Below are 17,207 nucleotides of genomic sequence, written 5' to 3'. Positions count from 1 at the left end.
AACGCTACCAGTTCAGTGCTGTTTATCGCTGTTGATGTTCACCCACGGCTGCCATCAATTCATTCATGATTCGTTGTCTCCCCAGTGGAGTCCAGCTCATCACAAACCAATTGGGAATGCGCTTAACTTTTCCATCCTTCACCGCCGGAATCTGGGGCCATGCTGCCGTTCTGGTCAACTGGTCATACATTTTGTCACTACCGGCGAGAATATGATGATGATGAATTAACAAATGTTCCGTCTCCAATACAGGCATGGCCTCCGGTTGCAGCTCCATACGCCACAGTTCTGCTGGAGCCTGATTACCCGGGCGCAGACCAAGCTCGCCGTATACCAATTCATTGAGCGGATGATTCACCCTGCCCTGAATGCCAATCGTCCGGTGGCTCACTTGCATGATAGTGATCCGTTCCTGGCCCAGTATCCGGCGCAATGTCTGGCCTGTTGTCTCAGTCTGCACATCCAGACGAGTCAGCATCTCCGCAGCCTCGCGTTCCCGGTTCACCAACTCGGCAATTTTCTCAAAGTTTCCTTTCCAGTCCCACACAGAGAAATCCAGAAATACAGGCGCAGCCGTTTGTTTAAACTGCTCTCTGAACTCTGTATGATAATGATCGGCGATGATCATATCTGGATTGCACTGCTCCAATTCCAGCAGTTGGCTGTGCAATTGTTCCGCATACTGTTCATTGCTCTGTCCTGGATATTGGAATAAATCCACCACACAGACCGGCTCGATTCCAACTGATTTCAGATGGTCTCCGAATCCGAGTGAGGATGCTACAGCCACCTTTAACTTGCCTCGCTTCATATATAATGTAGGGGATACACCCACCATGCGCTGAAACATGCGACTAAAGTAAAATTCACTTCGAAACCCGACTGCAGCTGCCACTTCCTTCACTCGACTGTTCTTTGTATTCAGCATCTGTTTTGCATGGGTCATGCGCACATTGCTCAGGTACTCGACTGGTGGCAGACCTGTTTCACTTCGGAACAAACGTGAAAAAGCAACCGGCGGCATGCCACCTGCTGCTTCAGCCAGCTGTTCAATGCTTACTTTGTCCGTATAGTGCTGCTCCATATAAAGGATGCTCCGTTCAACCCGTTCATCCACTACGGTATCCAGCTGTTCCGGTTCATTCTTCATAATATTCTGGATCAATTGCTCTAACTGAATTCTCAAATTCAATGAATCCCGATTTCGTTCTTGCCGACTGTGATGATACAACTGCACGATCTGTTGGAGGATCTGTTGTGGATGATGAACGGGAATATGCCCTGGTGAGAGTGCACCGGATAAGGATAGGGAAGGCAATGTTTCATATCTACCTCTGGTCTTGGTTAGCCGAATCGGTTCAAACCATACACCATAATATTCGAACGTACTACCTTGTTCCGGGAATTCCACAATCATGCCGGGTACAAGCAAATATAACTGGAGAGGACGAACCTTCTGTAGCGCACCATCCAGTACAACAACCCCTTCGCCCTCTGTAATAAAGCATAATATGTATACAGGAACCCGAACATGTTTGGCTTGTCGGGTCATGGGAAACTTTCGTTTACGTACTGAAGATAAAAGATAGATTAGATTGGCTTCGTTCACATATGATGGCATGAAAAAATGCACCAGCCTTTCTTGCATTCTGAATCCTTTTCTTCATTATATCCCTCTGCGTCGTAACAGCAAATACATCATATACGGAGCCCCAATAATCGCCGTAATTAATCCGGCTGGAATCTCATACGGAGCGAACCATGTCCGTCCGGTGAGATCTGCGAGCATGACGATCAGTCCTCCAAGCAACGCCGCAATTGGCAAGCGAACCAGACTCCGGCTGCCTGCCAGATGTTTTGCCATGTGAGGGGCCATTAAGCCGACAAATCCAATCGTTCCTGCCATCGACACCGCAGACCCGGCGAGCCCTACGCTCATCAGAAGGAACAACACCCGCATCGTCTCCACCCGCAGACCGAGTCCAGCAGCCGACTGGACATCCAGCAGAAACATATCCAGCCATCTGGACATCCATATTAATAGAAGAAACAGAATCAGCAGCCACGGCATTAAAGGCCAAAAGTGTTCCCACGTTCGTCCGTATAGACTCCCTGCCATCCACACAGAAGCCTGGGAGACCCGGAATATTTTGCCCACCGTCAGCAAATATGTGATTAACGCACCTGCCATTGAAGAGATGCCCACACCAATCAGCAGCATGCGAACCGTGGAACTCGCCTCTCCTTTTCTCCATGACAATCCATAGATTACCGCGGCCGCGAGAAAGGCTCCAATGAATGCAATCCACGGCATATGACGCATTGGAAAAGTAGGAACCAGCACCATGACGGCAACCACCGCCGCAGCCGCACCCGAATTCAGCCCAATCACGCCAGGTGATGCCAGAGGATTCCTCGTAATGACCTGTAGGATTGTACCCGCCAATGCCAGACCGCATCCAACCAGAAAACCGGTCAGTACCCGGGGCAGCCTTAACTGATGAATGGTGAAGTGATATTCCTGATCTCCCCTGCCCATCAAGCTACGCAATACTTCTCCCGGAGGGATGGAGCGATCTCCCAACATCACATTAAGCACAAGCGCTCCCACATTCAACATCAAGAGAATCAGAATAATGGTGAATGCACGTCTCTTTATAATAGAAGAAATCATATCGATCTCTCCTTTCTTTGGGCCAGATAGATGAGGAAAGGAGCACCGAAGAAGGCTGTAACCACCCCAACAGGAATTTCCTGCCCCGGCAAGACAAATCTCGCCCCAATATCTGCTGTGAGCAGCAGTAGTGCCCCGAGAACAGCAGAGTACGGAACTACCCAGCGATAATCACTGCCTGTTATCGATCTTGCAATATGCGGAATGGCCAACCCGATAAACCCGATGGGTCCGGCAAGTGCGACGGCACTGCCAGCCAGCAGAACAATAGCGATAATACAGATGATCCTAATCATCTTCATTCGCTGTCCTAATCCTTGAGCCACTTCATCTCCTAAGCCAAAAATGTTCAATTGACTGCTTAATGCAAACGCACAGATGATGCCAATGATCAGATAAGGCAGAATTTGAATAAACAGATCAAGATCTCTGCCTGTTAATGAACCCGCCAACCAGAAACGCATCGTATCCAGGGACTGCTCATTCAGGATAAGAATGCCTTGTGTCAATGAAGCAAATAACAAATTTAATGTAGCCCCTGCCAGAACTAGTTTGACTGAAGATAAGGGTTGTCTGCCCGTGGAACTAAGAAGGAAAACCAGCACGCCTGCAACCGCCGCCCCCAACAGCGCAGACCATGCAAATAATTGTAGAGACGTCGTTCCCAGCCAAAAGGAAGCAAGCACCGCGGTAAGTGCCGCGCCATAATTAATACCGAACAGTTCAGGACCTGCGAGGGCATTGCGGCTAATCGCCTGCATCAGGCACCCGGCCACAGCCAGTGAGCTGCCAACCACTGCGGCAATAACCGCTCTTGGCAGCCTGACGGTTTGAATGATCAGGTGTTCACGCGAGCCATCAAAGGCATAGAACGTATCCACAACAGAACGCAATGGAATCTGTACGATGCCATACATGATGCTGAATAGAAACGCGAGAAGTGTCAACACGATGATGGTTGCTAAACCAGTGATTTTAAACCTGGTGTTTGTGTTCATTTTTCTACGCCTCCAACCTGCATGCTGCTTGATTTATGTACTTCAATATGTTGTATAAATCACTTGAAAAAACGAACTGTCAAAATTTTTCCTTCTATTATATAAGAACAAATATAGAGCACGAATATAACATGGAACGAGCCCTATGCAGAAAAATCAGAAAAATTGGATCGTCACATTCGACGACCCAATTTTACAGTTAAGCTATGACCACTTGGAAGCATAATTGCAATTGATAAGTGCTGAATCCCAATCCATTGCCGCTAGAAAAGGTCCAGCATGTTTTGTGTTTAGTTGGCTACATAGGTGTTCAGGTCATCCACGACCTTGTTTACAGCCTGAATGCCCAGGCCACTCATCCAGTACTCCCAGTCAACCGGGTGCACAGCTTCATTTTGGACTCCTTTCAACGTTGCCCACAATTTACTTTTCTCCAGTTTGGCGAATGCATCCGGCTCACGGTTAAACCAGAAGACTACGTCACCATCAAGATCAGCAATCTGTTCTTCCGTAATATCCTTGGAGAAGCCTGCATCCTGCTGTGCTGCGGGACGAACAATTCCGGAATCTTCCATAATCGTACCTGCAAATGTTTCTTTCAGATAGACCTGAATTTTGTCTTCACGGGGACGGAACAGCGATACTTCCTTGGCATCTTTGCCTGCAAGCGTAGATTTCAATTCCTCAATGCGCTGCTGATATGTATCCAACAGCTTCTTGCCATCTTCCAGCTTGTTTACAGCATCGGCATGAAGCTGCAGATTTTCTTTCCAGGTAACCCCAAGTGTTTCTACAAACACCGTAGGCGCGATTTGTTTTAACTGATCATGGATAGCATCATGTGTATCTTTATTACCAATGATCAAGTCCGGCTTCAGTGCATCGATAGCCTCCAGGCTTGGTTCATTCACCGATCCGATATTCTCAATGCCTTCTGTGCCTTTTAGATAAGCCGGATACGGATCGCCTGCTGCCAGGATGGAAGGTGCGCCTACAGGTTTAATGCCCAACTCGAGCAAATTATCCAAGGCCCCAATGTCCAGTACCACAATTCGACTTGCATTGGTTGGAACCTGTACCTCACCATATGCATCTTTGACGGTAGGTGTATCGCCAGTATTGGCTACGGTTTCTTCTTGCTTTGGTTCGGTTGGAGCGGTTTCCGCTGCTGTACCATTGGCTGCACCCGATCCCGAATTTCCACAACCCGCTAGCACCAGCATCAGTACTGCCAACATAGCAAAATGTATCCATGATTTCATTCCAATCCTCTTTCTCTCTACTTGCATTCCATCCAACCCCCTGATCCTATTTAATAACCTAATCAATAATGATTATCATTATTAAAACAATATCCCACAATTCCAGTTTCTGTCCATGCAATATTCTTTTGATCTCATATACTATTTTTTAATTCATCCTCATTAGACCCATATTTATCCATAATCGTGTGCTCCAGTGGATTCGGAACTTGATGAATACGCAATTCATGATCTGGAAACAAGCGCCGCTTCGTCAATTGCTCTACTCCGATCTCAGGATCAAACAAGGAATACAATTCGTACCGTTCATGAAATTCAGGGAAACACTGTTGATAGTCGGTAATAATCTTACGAACTTTGTTCCAGAAGGTCTGCTCTCTGATCTGGTAATGCTCCTGCATGAACAAAGCCAGCTCTCCAAGATTGATAAAGAAAAAGGCATCATGTATGAAATCCCGAACTTCTGTCGGTTCTTCCGTCTCCAGGAATGAATTACGGTTCACACGACGATGATATTCCGGCACCTCGACAAGCGCTGGAGAGAGCTTTGGATCGGCAAGTGCCTCTCTTGTAAATCGAATTCCATCGTGAAAATCCTTCAGCGCAACGCGTGAGGGTCTGCCTTCCCGGTGAATTAGCAGCATATTCTGTGCATGAGACTCCAGCGCAATCCCATGAGCGAATAACCAGTGAATGAGCGGTCGTACCGAAGTCAGTAACAGCTCGGACAACCATTCATCAGCACCCAACTTTTTCACCCAAGGATCAATCACCGGGCGCCCTGCATAGTCCAGTGTAGACAATGCATTAAACGGAATCGCTGATTCACCTGGTTCCAGCCGGGAATATACACTTTCCCTCCAAATGCAGGACAGTACACCATACGAGAGTGGCTTCAAAACATCCGGTATCTGATGATTGTCGTATGCAACGCCAGCAATCTCTCCCAAAAGAATGACACGCAGTTCATCCCTCAAGTAGGGATCTTGCTTGCTAATTCCCTGCAGCCAGTCGGTAATGCGAGGTCCATTCTCAACCGTATGTGGGGCGATCACCCTGCTAGTTGATGTATTGATCATACTGAGCGACAGCTTCAAATACGGTGAATGGGGACGTGATCGGTTAGCTAGCGTGCGGATCGACTGTTGAGCAGTATATCGGTCTTCGCTGCTACCAAGCGGTACGATGCTTCCGTTACGAATATCTTCTGCAAGTACAGAACTGATCGTTGTTCGCCATTGCCACGGATGGACTGGCATCAGCACATATTCTGCCGGATCAGCACCCATTTCCTGTAGTGCCGTGAGGAAGCGTTCCAACACTTGTTCGCCAAGTTGATCCTGAAGCCATTCCCTTGTAGCCGGTCCATGTTCATTCGTGCCATGACTTATCCGTGCGTTTTGCTTATGAATTCCAACCCATATCGGTTTAATACATCCGCCGAACTCGGGTCCATATTCAAGCTGATCTTCGATTCGGAAGCCGATACGGGATTTATAACTTGGATGATATGGATGACCCTCGATGATTCCACTTTCCCAGTCTTCATCGGGAAGAGCATGTAGATCAGTCTGCCGCTCAGCCCGTACATATCGCGCCAGTGTGTCATTGATCAGCGTCTGCTCCAGTTCTTTAACAAAATGTAGCAGCTTCCCTTCATCGGCGCCTATCGCTGGTCCAACTTCCAGCAAAAATAGAGAAATCGACTCCGCTTCTTGGCCGGCTGTAGTTCCAGGCAGAATAGGTTCTCTCTTTTGAATGCTGTTACTTTTCGAAGCCGGAGTCTCATCCACATAGACACGTCTTGTAATCGGTTCATGGTTCAACCGCAAACGACCAAAGGTAAGATGCCCTGTTCCCTTGCATGCGTAGATGACCCGTTCACCATTCAGCCCTGTACCCTCCATTTCCCAAACGTTGAACCCCTGCTCCTCCCTTGAGGTATATTCCATAACACCTTCGTACATCAAGGATTCAACCAACTGTCTGAATATGCGTCTGCGTGCATCGGTATAGTGGTATGAAGACAGCGCTGCGGTGTACAATTTTCTTTGTTGATTTTGCCAATGCTCCTTCTCCACTCCAAGTCTAGAACTTGCAACAACATTTTCTGGATGGCTAAAGGAGTCCTCTTTGCAAAACGGTTGCCTCTCCTGATCCTCATCATGGCTCTGATATTCAGATATTCTCGTACTTTCCATGCGCATGCTCTCCTCCCCCCTGATTAATTCTGCCGAACTGGCCTGTAGACATGCAGTGGATTACTTACCCGATGCACACAATCCCCCGGCCCTTCATGAATTCGCCGTCTGGTCAGCTGTTCCACTTCGATCTCGGGTGCAAAAACGTCAAACTGTTCGAATCGCGCCTGTAACTCCGGGAACCGCTCCTGGTAATTCAAAATTACTTCGGTAGCCATGCGCCACCATTGCTTTTCGCTCAGATCAAAGTGCTTCTCCAGAAAAAATGCCACTTCGGTCAGGTTGATAAAAAGCAACGCGTCCAACATAAAGTCCTTCACCTCAGAAGGGTCTTCTTTCTCCACAAACGAATTGCGATTCACCCGCTGATGGTTGGCAGGCGGATATTCAATTTCCGGGTATCCAAACGGGTGAGGAATGGATGGGCAGTAACGGATACCGTCATGGAAATCCTTAAGCGCAATCCGGCTGGGCCATCCTTCTTTCAGCACGATGATCATATTTTGCGCATGTGATTCCAGCGCCGCCCCATGTGCGTACAGCAGATGTATCAGCGGTACCACCGCAATATTCAGCAATTGCCGGGCCCAGCGATCCAGGCCATATTCGTTTATCCACGGTTTAATGACCGGAGTGCCCTGCTGATCGAGATGACACAGAGCATTGAATGGCAAAGCCTCTTCTCCTGCCATTAAGCGCGGATGCAGACTTTCCCGCCAGATAGACCCGAGTGATCCGTATATTTTTTGCTCCAGCATATTGGGCAGTTTCTGGTGATGGTACGATACCCCCGCAATCTCCTTCAGCACAATCAGACCAAGCTCACCCTGTAAAAACGAATCTTCTGCCACCACACGACCAAGCCAATCAGAGATACGGGCCGCATTCATGATTGTGTGCTGTGCCAGAATTCGTCCGGATGATGTATTCACCATATTCAGCGGCAGTTTGACATACGGTTTATCGCGATGACTCACATTCGTCAATGTGCGAATGGATTGTTGAGGACGGTAGGTGTCACCTGCTTGACCCAGATAGACAATCTCCCCTGTTCGGAGTTGCTCCCCACACGCCACCGATATGATTCGCTCCCACTGCCAGGGATGCACAGGAACAAATACATATTCGTCCACACTTGCATCCCCATCCGTATTCAACTTCACCTCGGCATTGGCAGCCGAGTTCAATTTCAAGTTCGCAGACGATATAACTTCCTGCAAAATCAACTTGAATGTCTGTAGCTCCTGCCCCAGCTCGTTATGGATAAACTCAGCATACGTGTCCAGTGAAGACGAAATGGATATTTGGGTTGAATCCTGTTTAATCGCAATCCAGACCAGCTTGAATTCGGGTCCGAACTCCGGTCCGTAGGCTTCATTGTCAGAGAGCGTGAATCCAACTCTGGATTTGTAACAAGGATGATACGGATGCCCTTCAATCAGGGCAGATTCCCACTCGTCATATTCCGATACCCGAGGTTCGGGCTGACCAGCACGCCATCGCACAGACAGCGTGTCCTTCAGATGGGTTTGCTGAAGCTCATCCATGAATTGCCCAAGCTGAGCTTCGGATGTGGGAATATGCGCAGCCATCTCCAGTAAAAAACGAGGAATGGAATCTGCTTCCGCTCGATCTTTCGATGTTACCCGTATAATTGGTTTATCTGACAACCGAATGCGGTCAAAGCTCTCTTTTCGTACAGCCCAAAAGGTGTATTCCACCTTCTCTCCTGTCTCCGTCTCCCCTCGCAGTGTATACTCTGCCTCCGCATAAGGCCCGATCACCGGTTCATTCAAGATTTGCTCATACAGAAACGACTCCACCAATTGCCTGAAAATACGTCGCCGCACCATTATCCACTCATCGGACCTGACCAATGCTGCTGTTAGACCGTTCATATGACACCTCCCATGATTGCACTGCCTCAAACCGTTTACGTGTTAATGCAAATAAATGTGCTGCGGATGTGGATGACTCAAAAAGTCATGATGCGAGATCGCCCAGCCATAAGCACCCGCATATTGGAACAGCAAAATGTCTCCTGCCCGAACCCCGCTTGACGTAATATCACTTGCCAAAATATCTTTCGGAGTACATAGCTGGCCTGCCACTGTAAAAGCGTTTTGCTTCACCTCGGGTCTGTCATACGGATGCGTCCAGTTCTCCACCTCAATCACCTCAAACGGATGACTGTGCTGCCAAGAAACGGGTAGGCGAAAATGATGTGTACCGCCACGCACGATGACATATGTTTTGCCGTGGTTGACTTTAACGTCCAGCACCTCGGTTGCATAATACCCACTCGATGCCGTAAGGTAACGCCCACATTCGAACAACAAAGTCGTTTCCGAAGGCAGTTCCTTTTGCAATACCGGTGCAATACCATTCACAAATGTGTTCCAGTCGAACTGTTGCTCCAGATGCGCATAGTTCACACCAATTCCACCCCCGGCATTCAAATACCGAAGCGTGAAACCATATTGCCTCGCCCAATCCCGCGCGATGGTGCAGTAATACTCAATCAGTTTCACATGCTGCTCCGCATCTAGATTGTTCGAAAGGGAGTGAAAATGAAACCCTTCCACCTGAATATGTGGCAAGTGTCGGAGCTGGTTCATGACTTGTGGCAGCATGACCTCGTCGATTCCGAACTGGGTCGGACGACCGCCCATCGCCAGTGTCGCCTGAGGCAGTGGACCTTTCAGGTTAATCCGCAGCAATACGGATACCCGAACGTCATTTTGACTCGCAATCTCGTTCAGCTTGTTTATCTCATGTATACTTTCCACATGAATAAGCTGCACTTTATGATCTATCGCTCCCCGAAGCTCTGCTTCTGTCTTGCCTGGTCCACCAAACAGAATCGGAATATCCGCTGAGACTTGTCTCACCTTCACGATCTCGCCCAAAGATGCCACTTCAAAGCCATGAACTACAGAGGCCAGCGCTCGAAGCACCTCTTCTTCCGAGTTGGCTTTGATGGCATAGAACAGCTGACTAGATTCCGGCATGGATTGTACACGCTGATGCACATGAGCGACGAGTGCTGTTACATCCCGGATGTAGGCACATACCGGTTCGGTCTGTTGTTCTTTCAGTGCCAATAAATGCTCACGGACTCTTGCAACCTGAGGCATACGCCCTGTATTCAGCTCTATAGCCATAAACGTGTGCCCTTTCCTTGTTCAACGGCTCTTGCATACATCTCTGCCGCACTGGAAATATCCTCAATCGCCATCCCCATCGGGTTCAGCACAATAATCTCATCCTCATGTTCGCGTCCTGGCTTTTCCCCTATCAGGATCTCGCCGAGTTCAGCGTGAAGCTGCTCACGGGAGAATTTGCCCTCCAGCACCAGCTGATTAATAATCTTTTTCTCCCGGTTGGATTGATCCCAATCGTCCACGACTACTTTGTCTGCCTGCGTAAATACATCCTTGTGCAAATCCATAATCGAGATGTTGCTAACAAATGTACCTTTGGCAATCCATTCATACGGAATATGCGGCGATGAGGCTACCGTAGCTGTTACGAGTACTTCCGCTTGTCGTACCGCTTGTTCTGACGAATCTTCCACCCGTACTTCAACCTGATCAAAACGCGAACCAATTTCATCGGCAAGCTGGCGGGCCGTATCGGCATTCAGGTCATACAAATGGATGGTCCGAATGGAGTCAAATTGTTCAAGCAGCGAGGTGATCTGCATTCTGGCGATCACCCCGCAGCCAATCACGCTCACTGTGCGGAAACCTTCTCTGGCTAAATACCTTGCCCCGATAGCTGTAACTGCCGCCGTACGCATCCCGCTGATCACGCTGCCTTCCATCACCGCCACCGGATAGTTGCTTTCCGGATCATTGAGGATAATAAGAGCGCTTGCACGTTCCTTATGACGCTTGGCCGGATTATCATGTTTGCTCCCAATCCACTTGAGACCACTGATCGCTACATCGCCACCCACATACGCAGGCATCGCAATAATGCGATCGGCAATATGACCGCTCTCCTCGTTAACCCGCAGATAAGGCTTCAACGGTTGCACGATATCCCGCTTGGCATGAAGCTCCAGTGCACGGGTTACTGCTTTGACATATGGCTCTGAATACAGCCCTCCCAGATCTATAATATCCTGTTTACTCATATACAAAAGGCTATGATCCTGAACGGTACTCATATCTGATCTCTCCTCCGAGATAATTTTTTATATACTCTTGATCGTTTGGCTTGGCGGCAATTGATTAACCCATTGCTCGTCATACACACTGTCCAGATAACGTTCTCCACGATCTGCGAAAACAGTAACCACCTTGGCTGAAGGCCGCAAGGTTGGAACCAGTTTTTCCAGTGCAGCAACCAGTGATCCGGACGAACCTCCTGCAAAAATGCCTTCCCGTTCCAGCAGCTTCTGGCAGCCCAGCACAGATTCCCGATCGTCCACATGAATAACTTGGTCAATCTCGTTCGGGCTGAATAACTCAGGGACACGGTTGGCGCCGATACCCGGCAATTCACGCTGACGTGATGGTGTGCCAAAAATGATCGAGCCAACTGCATCAACGGCTACGATTAGCGCATGCGGATTTGCCTCTTTCACACGGCGGGATATGCCCAGAATACTTCCAGTCGTACTCACTGCACACACTAGTACGTCTATCTGTCCATCCATCTGCTCCACAATCTCCTGACCTGCACCATGATAGTGAGCTTGCCAGTTCAAAGGGTTGGCATACTGGTTGATCCAGTAACCTGCCGGGTCCTGACTGGCTAACTCCTTGACCCTGCGAATACGGGATTGCAAATAACTTCCGTGTTCGTCCGGTTCAGTCACCATGTCAACCTGTGCCCCGAGGTAGGTTATCATTCTCAGATTCGTTGATGTGATTTTTGGATCAACCACACAGGTGAATTTCAGGCCATATCGTTTGGCGGTTAATGCGAGACCGATTCCCAAGTTTCCTGAAGTGCTCTCGATAAGATGCGTATCCGGTTTGATCGTTCCGTCTCGCAGACCCTGCTCGATAATGTATCTTGCAGGTCGATCTTTCATGCTGCCGCCGGGGTTCATCATTTCCAGCTTGGCATACACCGATGCTCCTGAAGATCCGAACAGGGAATTCAAGCGAACCAGTGGTGTTTGACCAATACAATCGATAATGGAATCCGCAACTTTAAGCGAGCGATCCTTGATTTGCAGGGTACTTTGTTCCATGTGTTTACACCAGCTTTCTGGGCATATTGTTGTCCAAAATCGCTTTATTGATAATGATTATCATTTTCACATTTGGACACAGGGCCTATTATGCATATCCTTTTTTTTCCTGTCAACACTAAAATTTTTGGAAAGTTTTTGAAAAAAATAAGATTGACATTGAGAATCATTCTTGATAATCTGATCAGCAATTGGTTTCAAATTGCCAAAATCAAGGTGGTGAAGTGGACACATGATGTCTCAAATGGCATGGAAACAGAGCGTCCGCATTTTGTGGGGTGGGCGCTTTCTTTCCAGTGCCGGGCTGACTGGAATCAGCCCTTTTATACCGTACTACATGGAGCATCTGAACGCGGGAACGCCGGAAGAAGTGCTGATGTGGACAGGTCTGTCCGTATCTGCACCTGCTCTATCCTACGCACTGCTAACCCCTTTTTGGGGTAAGATCGGAGATCGTTGGAGTCGAAAATGGATGGTTGTCAGAGCGCTGGTCGGACTGGCCCTTAGCATGTTTCTGATGGGCATTGCCCAGACGCCCTTTCAATTCTTTTTGTTCCGTCTCTGCCAGGGGGCTTTCGGTGGCATATCTGATGCGAGCAGTGCGTTTGTGGGAACCCATGCCCCTGACCAAAAGCAGGGTTCTGCGCTCGGACAGTTGGAGCGGGCATCGGCAGCAGGTCTGCTCGTGGGACCACTGCTAGGAAGCATATGTGTAAACACATGGGGAAGTCGTCCGCTATTGTTCATTACGGCCTCGTTGACGTTGAGTTTTGCTGTGCTTGCCGCAATCGTATTAACGGGGGCGACGACGCATCGGACTCGTACGGCCAAGAACAATACTCAAGTATCTCCTGTGGAACAGCACCAGCCTTCGGTCGCTATGTTGAACAACCATAGCAAAAACAAAAACAAGAGCGGAATTATCCATGCCTTCGTTTCGCTGATTACACATCCGATTGCCCGAAGACTCGTTATCGCAGGCATCATTTTCAAGCTCGCAGATTTTGCAACATTTACGATGTTTACTCCGTTTATTCGTGAAATCGTCCCTTCCTCAGGTGCAGCTGCACTTACCGTCGGGGTTCTGCTCGCGATGTCTTCGGTTGGTGAATTGGTTGGCGCATCGTGGTGGGGTAAGCGAAACGATCGTTACTTACCCGAACGCAATCTCCGGCTGGCTGGTTTGTTATGCGGCTTGTGCCTGCTTGCACATACACTTCCACTCGGGGTGGCCTGGCTGCTGGTTGTACGTTTTCTGCAAGGATTCTTCTACAGCGCCCTATTGCAGACGGTCATGCTCAACGTGCTCAAATCCTCCACCGATCAGGATCGGGGCGTGCGCATCGGAGCTACCAACAGCATGTTAATGGCTGGTCAGATTGCCGGTCCGTCCATTGGGGTTCTAATCGGAGGTATCTGGGGAATTCCAGCTGTATTTCTTGTCATGGGGACAGTCATGCTCGCCGCTTCGCTTGCTGTACGCCGCCCAGCGGTTCATGAGCCAAAAGCTCCCGTACAACTGCCACTCCAATAATTTGTGAAAGGATGATAATCAATCATGACCAAGGATAACGTCACCATCGATCCATTCCAGCAGACTGTTCATCCCTCTTTAGTATCGCCGAGCGGAATTGCCCGTCAGGAGATGCTAAGCCGTATATTGAACGCCTATCTTCGAGAAACCGAACAGCATGATCCTTATGTTCGAATTGCCACGCGGCCAGACCTTTCGCTTGTTATTGAGCTTCCGCGTACTGGTCAGAGGATATATGGAAATCTGCTTCATCGTTCCGCCGCTGGACATCATGTCTATGGCGACAAGTTTCACATTGCAGAATCAGACGAGGCACAGCCCGATGGTTGGAGAGAGGTTTCTTTTGAACAAATAACGACGCTGTTGCTCGATGAAATATCATCTGTAGAACCCAATCTTGAAGCCCGAATGTTGAAAAGAGTAGAGCTGGAGCAGATGGTTTACAACAGTTTGGAGCATATGACCTCTTATCTGGAGCATGCCCTAAGTACAACCTCTCCTGTAACATTGGATTTTCGCTATCTGGAACAGGCACTACTATGTGGTCATCCATTTCATCCAACTCCGAAAAGTCTGGAGGGCTTCAGTTCTTCGGATTCGCATGCCTATTCGCCAGAATTTGGCGTTAGCTTTCCTCTCAGTTGTTTTGCCGCAGCACCTGAACTTGTGTTCGAGGATTGGCTGGATACCGTGGATTATGGCAGTGAAGCACCCTGGGTTCCTGCAGAAATGGCCGAGGCCGCCTGGAAGTACCTCTCTCTGGCAAGCAAACAGTATGTCCTCCTCCCTTGTCATCCTTGGCAGGCTGCCTATTTGCGGACACTTGAACCTGTAAAGTCCTTATTACAACAAGGCACTTTGATTGATCTGGGCTCTACAGGGCCCTACGTGTACCCAACCTCATCGGTGCGCACGGTCTGGAATCCGAAGGAAGGTTGTTTCTACAAGCTGTCTCTTAATATTCGAATTACAAATTTTATTCGCGAGAACAATGAAGAGCAGTTGCTGCGCACACTGGATGCATCCAGAATTGTACTGCAGATTCAGGATCGCTGGACGTCAGAGAAATTTCAAATTTTGCTGGAAAAAGGCTACCGTAGCTTGAAGGTTCCAGAGATACCTTCGTCTACTCAGGATGCGCTGATCTCGGGATTCTCCATGATCCTGCGTGAAGCACCAGAGTCTTGCCGCTCTGCTTCAGGGGCGCCTTATGTTGTGGCCTCTCTCATGGAGGTACTTCCGGGAGAAGCCGAACCGCTGTTGTTCCGGGCTGTCCGGGAAAGTCTCCAATCATCTTCGTCGCCGGATCGTGTAAATGATACGAGGGTGCAGACAGACTGGTATGAATGGCTTCGTCAATATCTGGAGTTGTCCATGGTTCCACTTGTGGAACTGTATGCCGAGACAGGCATTAGTCTGGAAGCTCATGTACAGAATTCCATGCTGCGTCTTGAAGACGGCATGCCTGCCACATTTATGGTTAGGGATCTGGAGGGCATCAGTGTCAATCGAGCCTTAGCGGAACAGCACGGTTGGATCTATCAGGTAGTCAACGCCAACAGTCCTGTCCTGTATACGGAGGAAGAATCACGGCATCGATTGAAATATTATTTCTTTGTCAATCACCTCAGTCATGTGGTGCAGCGTCTGGCATACTATACTGGTCAACAGGAGCAGCCATACTGGAGGGTGGTGAGAAATACGTTAGAGGAGCTTCGGAAAAAGACAGCCGAGTCCTCGCACATCAACGACGTCATTCGTGATCTGTTGACCACCAAGACCTTACCGGCCAAAGCCAATCTGCTCAGCCGGTTCCATCAGCGTGGTGAGACGCCGCTATACGTCAACATTCCCAATCCAATGAGGTAAGGAGGTTCCTTTTATCTGCTCCAATTCATTCAGCAGTCTATTAAGTACCTCCCAGCCTCCAATATTTGCACACCAAAAAACGGCCCTGGAGAACAACACAACGTGTTCTTCCAGGAACCGTTTCTTTCTTTCTTTCTTTCAAATCATTTTCCGATTCATTTCTTATCTTATTTCAAACTATTCTATTCGAACTCATCGCCTCTTACTTTGGCAAAGACCATCATATCTACTAACGTACCTGTACTGTCACGCCGCATCTTGCGCAGTACACCTTCAAGCGTATAACCTGCGCGCTCAGCCACTTTGGCACTTCGCACATTGCGGGCATCACAGCGGATTTCCAGCCGATTCGCTTCCAGATAAGATATTGCGAACTGCTCTATACCTCTGACTGCTTCCGTCATGAGACCCTCACCGGCACGAGAAGTTCTAATCCAGTAACCGATCTCGAAACAACGGGCATTCCAGTCGATTCGATGCAGTCCACTGCTGCCCACGAATTCATCCGTAAATCGGTCACGTAAATGAAGCATCATGTCGGTACGCTCCAGAAATTGCAGTCTGGCTTTGCGAGCATTCGCTTCCGATTCCTCCAGTGAAGGTATGTTCTCGGCAAAAGGTAGCCACAAACGTAATTGCTCCACACTTTCACGAATGGCCTCATTCACTGCCGCTCCATCTCCCCACCTCGGGGCACGAATAGTCAAACGTGGTGTTTCGAAACTTTCTGGAAAAGACAGCATTAACGGATTAATCGAAGCGGGATTGGTCATGAACTCTACTCCTCCACCTGGAATATCGAGTCAATGATCAGCGGCAAGTTATCCCTTACGGATACAGCACCAAAAACGGAACGGGCGTGTACTCCCTGTTCTCCGAACACATCCAGCATGAGATCCGAGAACCCGTTTAACACTTTATGGTGCTCCTCGTACGAGGCAGTGGCATTGATGAACCCCTGCACTTTAACCACCCGTTTCACCCGATCCAGCGAACCAAGCACTTCCTGAACGACAGCCAACACCTCGATGGCAGCATTTCGGGCAAATTCATATCCCTGCTCCGTCGTAAACTGCTCCCCGAGTTTACCACGCTCTCGCGTATCCGGCCCTTTACCGGACACATACATGATTCCATTTACAATCACCGCATTGGTATACTTTGCTGCCGGCGTACTTGCTTGGGGCAATACAATGCCCAATTTGTCCAATCTGGTCTGTATCATCGGCTTCTCCTTTATGTACAAAAATGTCTTTACAAGCTATCAATCTTTCAAATTATTCCTAATTTAGTTAAATCTCAATATACGCCGGTTGCTCCTGAACCGCAAGATGTAAAATGGGCTGAATAGATATTTTCCTACTATATAAGTAATTAATTACATTCCAGATTTCGATCAGCATTAAATACTCCAAACTAGAACACAGGGTACAGTTTACGATGTTAGATTTTTAATTGAA

Annotated in this window: 13 protein-coding genes; 2 read left to right on the top strand and 11 right to left on the bottom strand. The window is 48.6% G+C overall.

Annotation, left to right across the window (positions count from 1 at the left end):
* Nucleotides 1–22: 22 nt before the first annotated feature.
* From A6049_RS03895 to sbnA, 9 genes are all read right to left on the bottom strand, one after another.
* The gene (locus A6049_RS03895) at nt 23–1,621 is read right to left on the bottom strand and encodes a helix-turn-helix domain-containing protein (RefSeq protein WP_161490542.1); all 1,599 of its coding nucleotides are present in this window, start codon (nt 1,619–1,621) and stop codon (nt 23–25) included.
* A gap of 45 nt (nt 1,622–1,666) precedes the next feature.
* On the bottom strand, nt 1,667–2,674 hold the full coding sequence (locus tag A6049_RS03890) for a FecCD family ABC transporter permease (protein WP_063563357.1): 1,008 nt from the start codon (nt 2,672–2,674) through the stop codon (nt 1,667–1,669).
* Complete coding sequence (locus tag A6049_RS03885) at nt 2,671–3,672, bottom strand: FecCD family ABC transporter permease (RefSeq protein ID WP_063563356.1); 1,002 nt, start codon at nt 3,670–3,672, stop codon at nt 2,671–2,673. The genes A6049_RS03890 and A6049_RS03885 overlap by 4 nt, the downstream gene beginning before the upstream one ends.
* 290 nt (nt 3,673–3,962) lie before the next feature.
* Nucleotides 3,963–4,934, bottom strand: a complete 972-nt coding sequence (locus tag A6049_RS03880) for an ABC transporter substrate-binding protein (RefSeq protein ID WP_063563608.1) — start codon at nt 4,932–4,934, stop codon at nt 3,963–3,965.
* 134 nt (nt 4,935–5,068) lie between these two features.
* Nucleotides 5,069–7,135: an IucA/IucC family protein gene (locus tag A6049_RS03875; RefSeq protein ID WP_161490541.1), complete on the bottom strand. Its 2,067-nt coding sequence runs from the start codon at nt 7,133–7,135 to the stop codon at nt 5,069–5,071.
* Nucleotides 7,136–7,158: 23 nt separating this feature from the next.
* A complete protein-coding gene (locus A6049_RS03870; protein ID WP_063563355.1) occupies nt 7,159–9,033 on the bottom strand; it encodes an IucA/IucC family protein in 1,875 nt (624 codons plus the stop codon).
* Nucleotides 9,034–9,075: 42 nt separating this feature from the next.
* Nucleotides 9,076–10,299: a type III PLP-dependent enzyme gene (locus tag A6049_RS03865; RefSeq protein WP_063563354.1), complete on the bottom strand. Its 1,224-nt coding sequence runs from the start codon at nt 10,297–10,299 to the stop codon at nt 9,076–9,078.
* The gene (sbnB, locus tag A6049_RS03860; protein WP_063563353.1) at nt 10,290–11,309 is read right to left on the bottom strand and encodes a 2,3-diaminopropionate biosynthesis protein SbnB; all 1,020 of its coding nucleotides are present in this window, start codon (nt 11,307–11,309) and stop codon (nt 10,290–10,292) included. Before sbnB ends, A6049_RS03865 begins: the two co-directional genes overlap by 10 nt.
* Before the next feature lie 27 nt (nt 11,310–11,336).
* Nucleotides 11,337–12,344, bottom strand: coding sequence for a 2,3-diaminopropionate biosynthesis protein SbnA (gene sbnA / locus A6049_RS03855; RefSeq protein WP_090805673.1), 1,008 nt, complete (start codon nt 12,342–12,344; stop codon nt 11,337–11,339).
* A gap of 232 nt (nt 12,345–12,576) precedes the next feature.
* On the opposite strand from sbnA, the gene A6049_RS03850 reads away from it, so the two are divergent.
* Entirely contained in the window at nt 12,577–13,878 is a 1,302-nt protein-coding gene (locus A6049_RS03850) for an MFS transporter (RefSeq protein WP_063563352.1), read from the top strand.
* Nucleotides 13,879–13,902: 24 nt separating this feature from the next.
* Nucleotides 13,903–15,747 carry an IucA/IucC family protein gene (locus tag A6049_RS03845; protein ID WP_063563351.1) on the top strand — a complete coding sequence of 615 codons (1,845 nt, stop codon included), beginning with the start codon at nt 13,903–13,905 and terminating at the stop codon, nt 15,745–15,747.
* Nucleotides 15,748–15,929: 182 nt separating this feature from the next.
* Here the strand turns inward: A6049_RS03845 and A6049_RS03840 are convergent, their stop codons facing one another.
* Nucleotides 15,930–16,520 carry a GNAT family N-acetyltransferase gene (locus A6049_RS03840; protein WP_177031097.1) on the bottom strand — a complete coding sequence of 197 codons (591 nt, stop codon included), beginning with the start codon at nt 16,518–16,520 and terminating at the stop codon, nt 15,930–15,932.
* Nucleotides 16,521–16,525: 5 nt separating this feature from the next.
* Nucleotides 16,526–16,972, bottom strand: a complete 447-nt coding sequence (locus A6049_RS03835) for a RidA family protein (RefSeq protein WP_063563350.1) — start codon at nt 16,970–16,972, stop codon at nt 16,526–16,528.
* Nucleotides 16,973–17,207: the final 235 nt, after the last annotated feature.

Origin of the sequence: Paenibacillus sp. O199 (assembly GCF_001636635.1) — a bacterium.
In the GTDB taxonomy this organism is placed as follows: domain Bacteria; phylum Bacillota; class Bacilli; order Paenibacillales; family Paenibacillaceae; genus Paenibacillus; species Paenibacillus marchantiae.
This window is presented reverse-complemented; position numbering and strand designations above follow the sequence as displayed.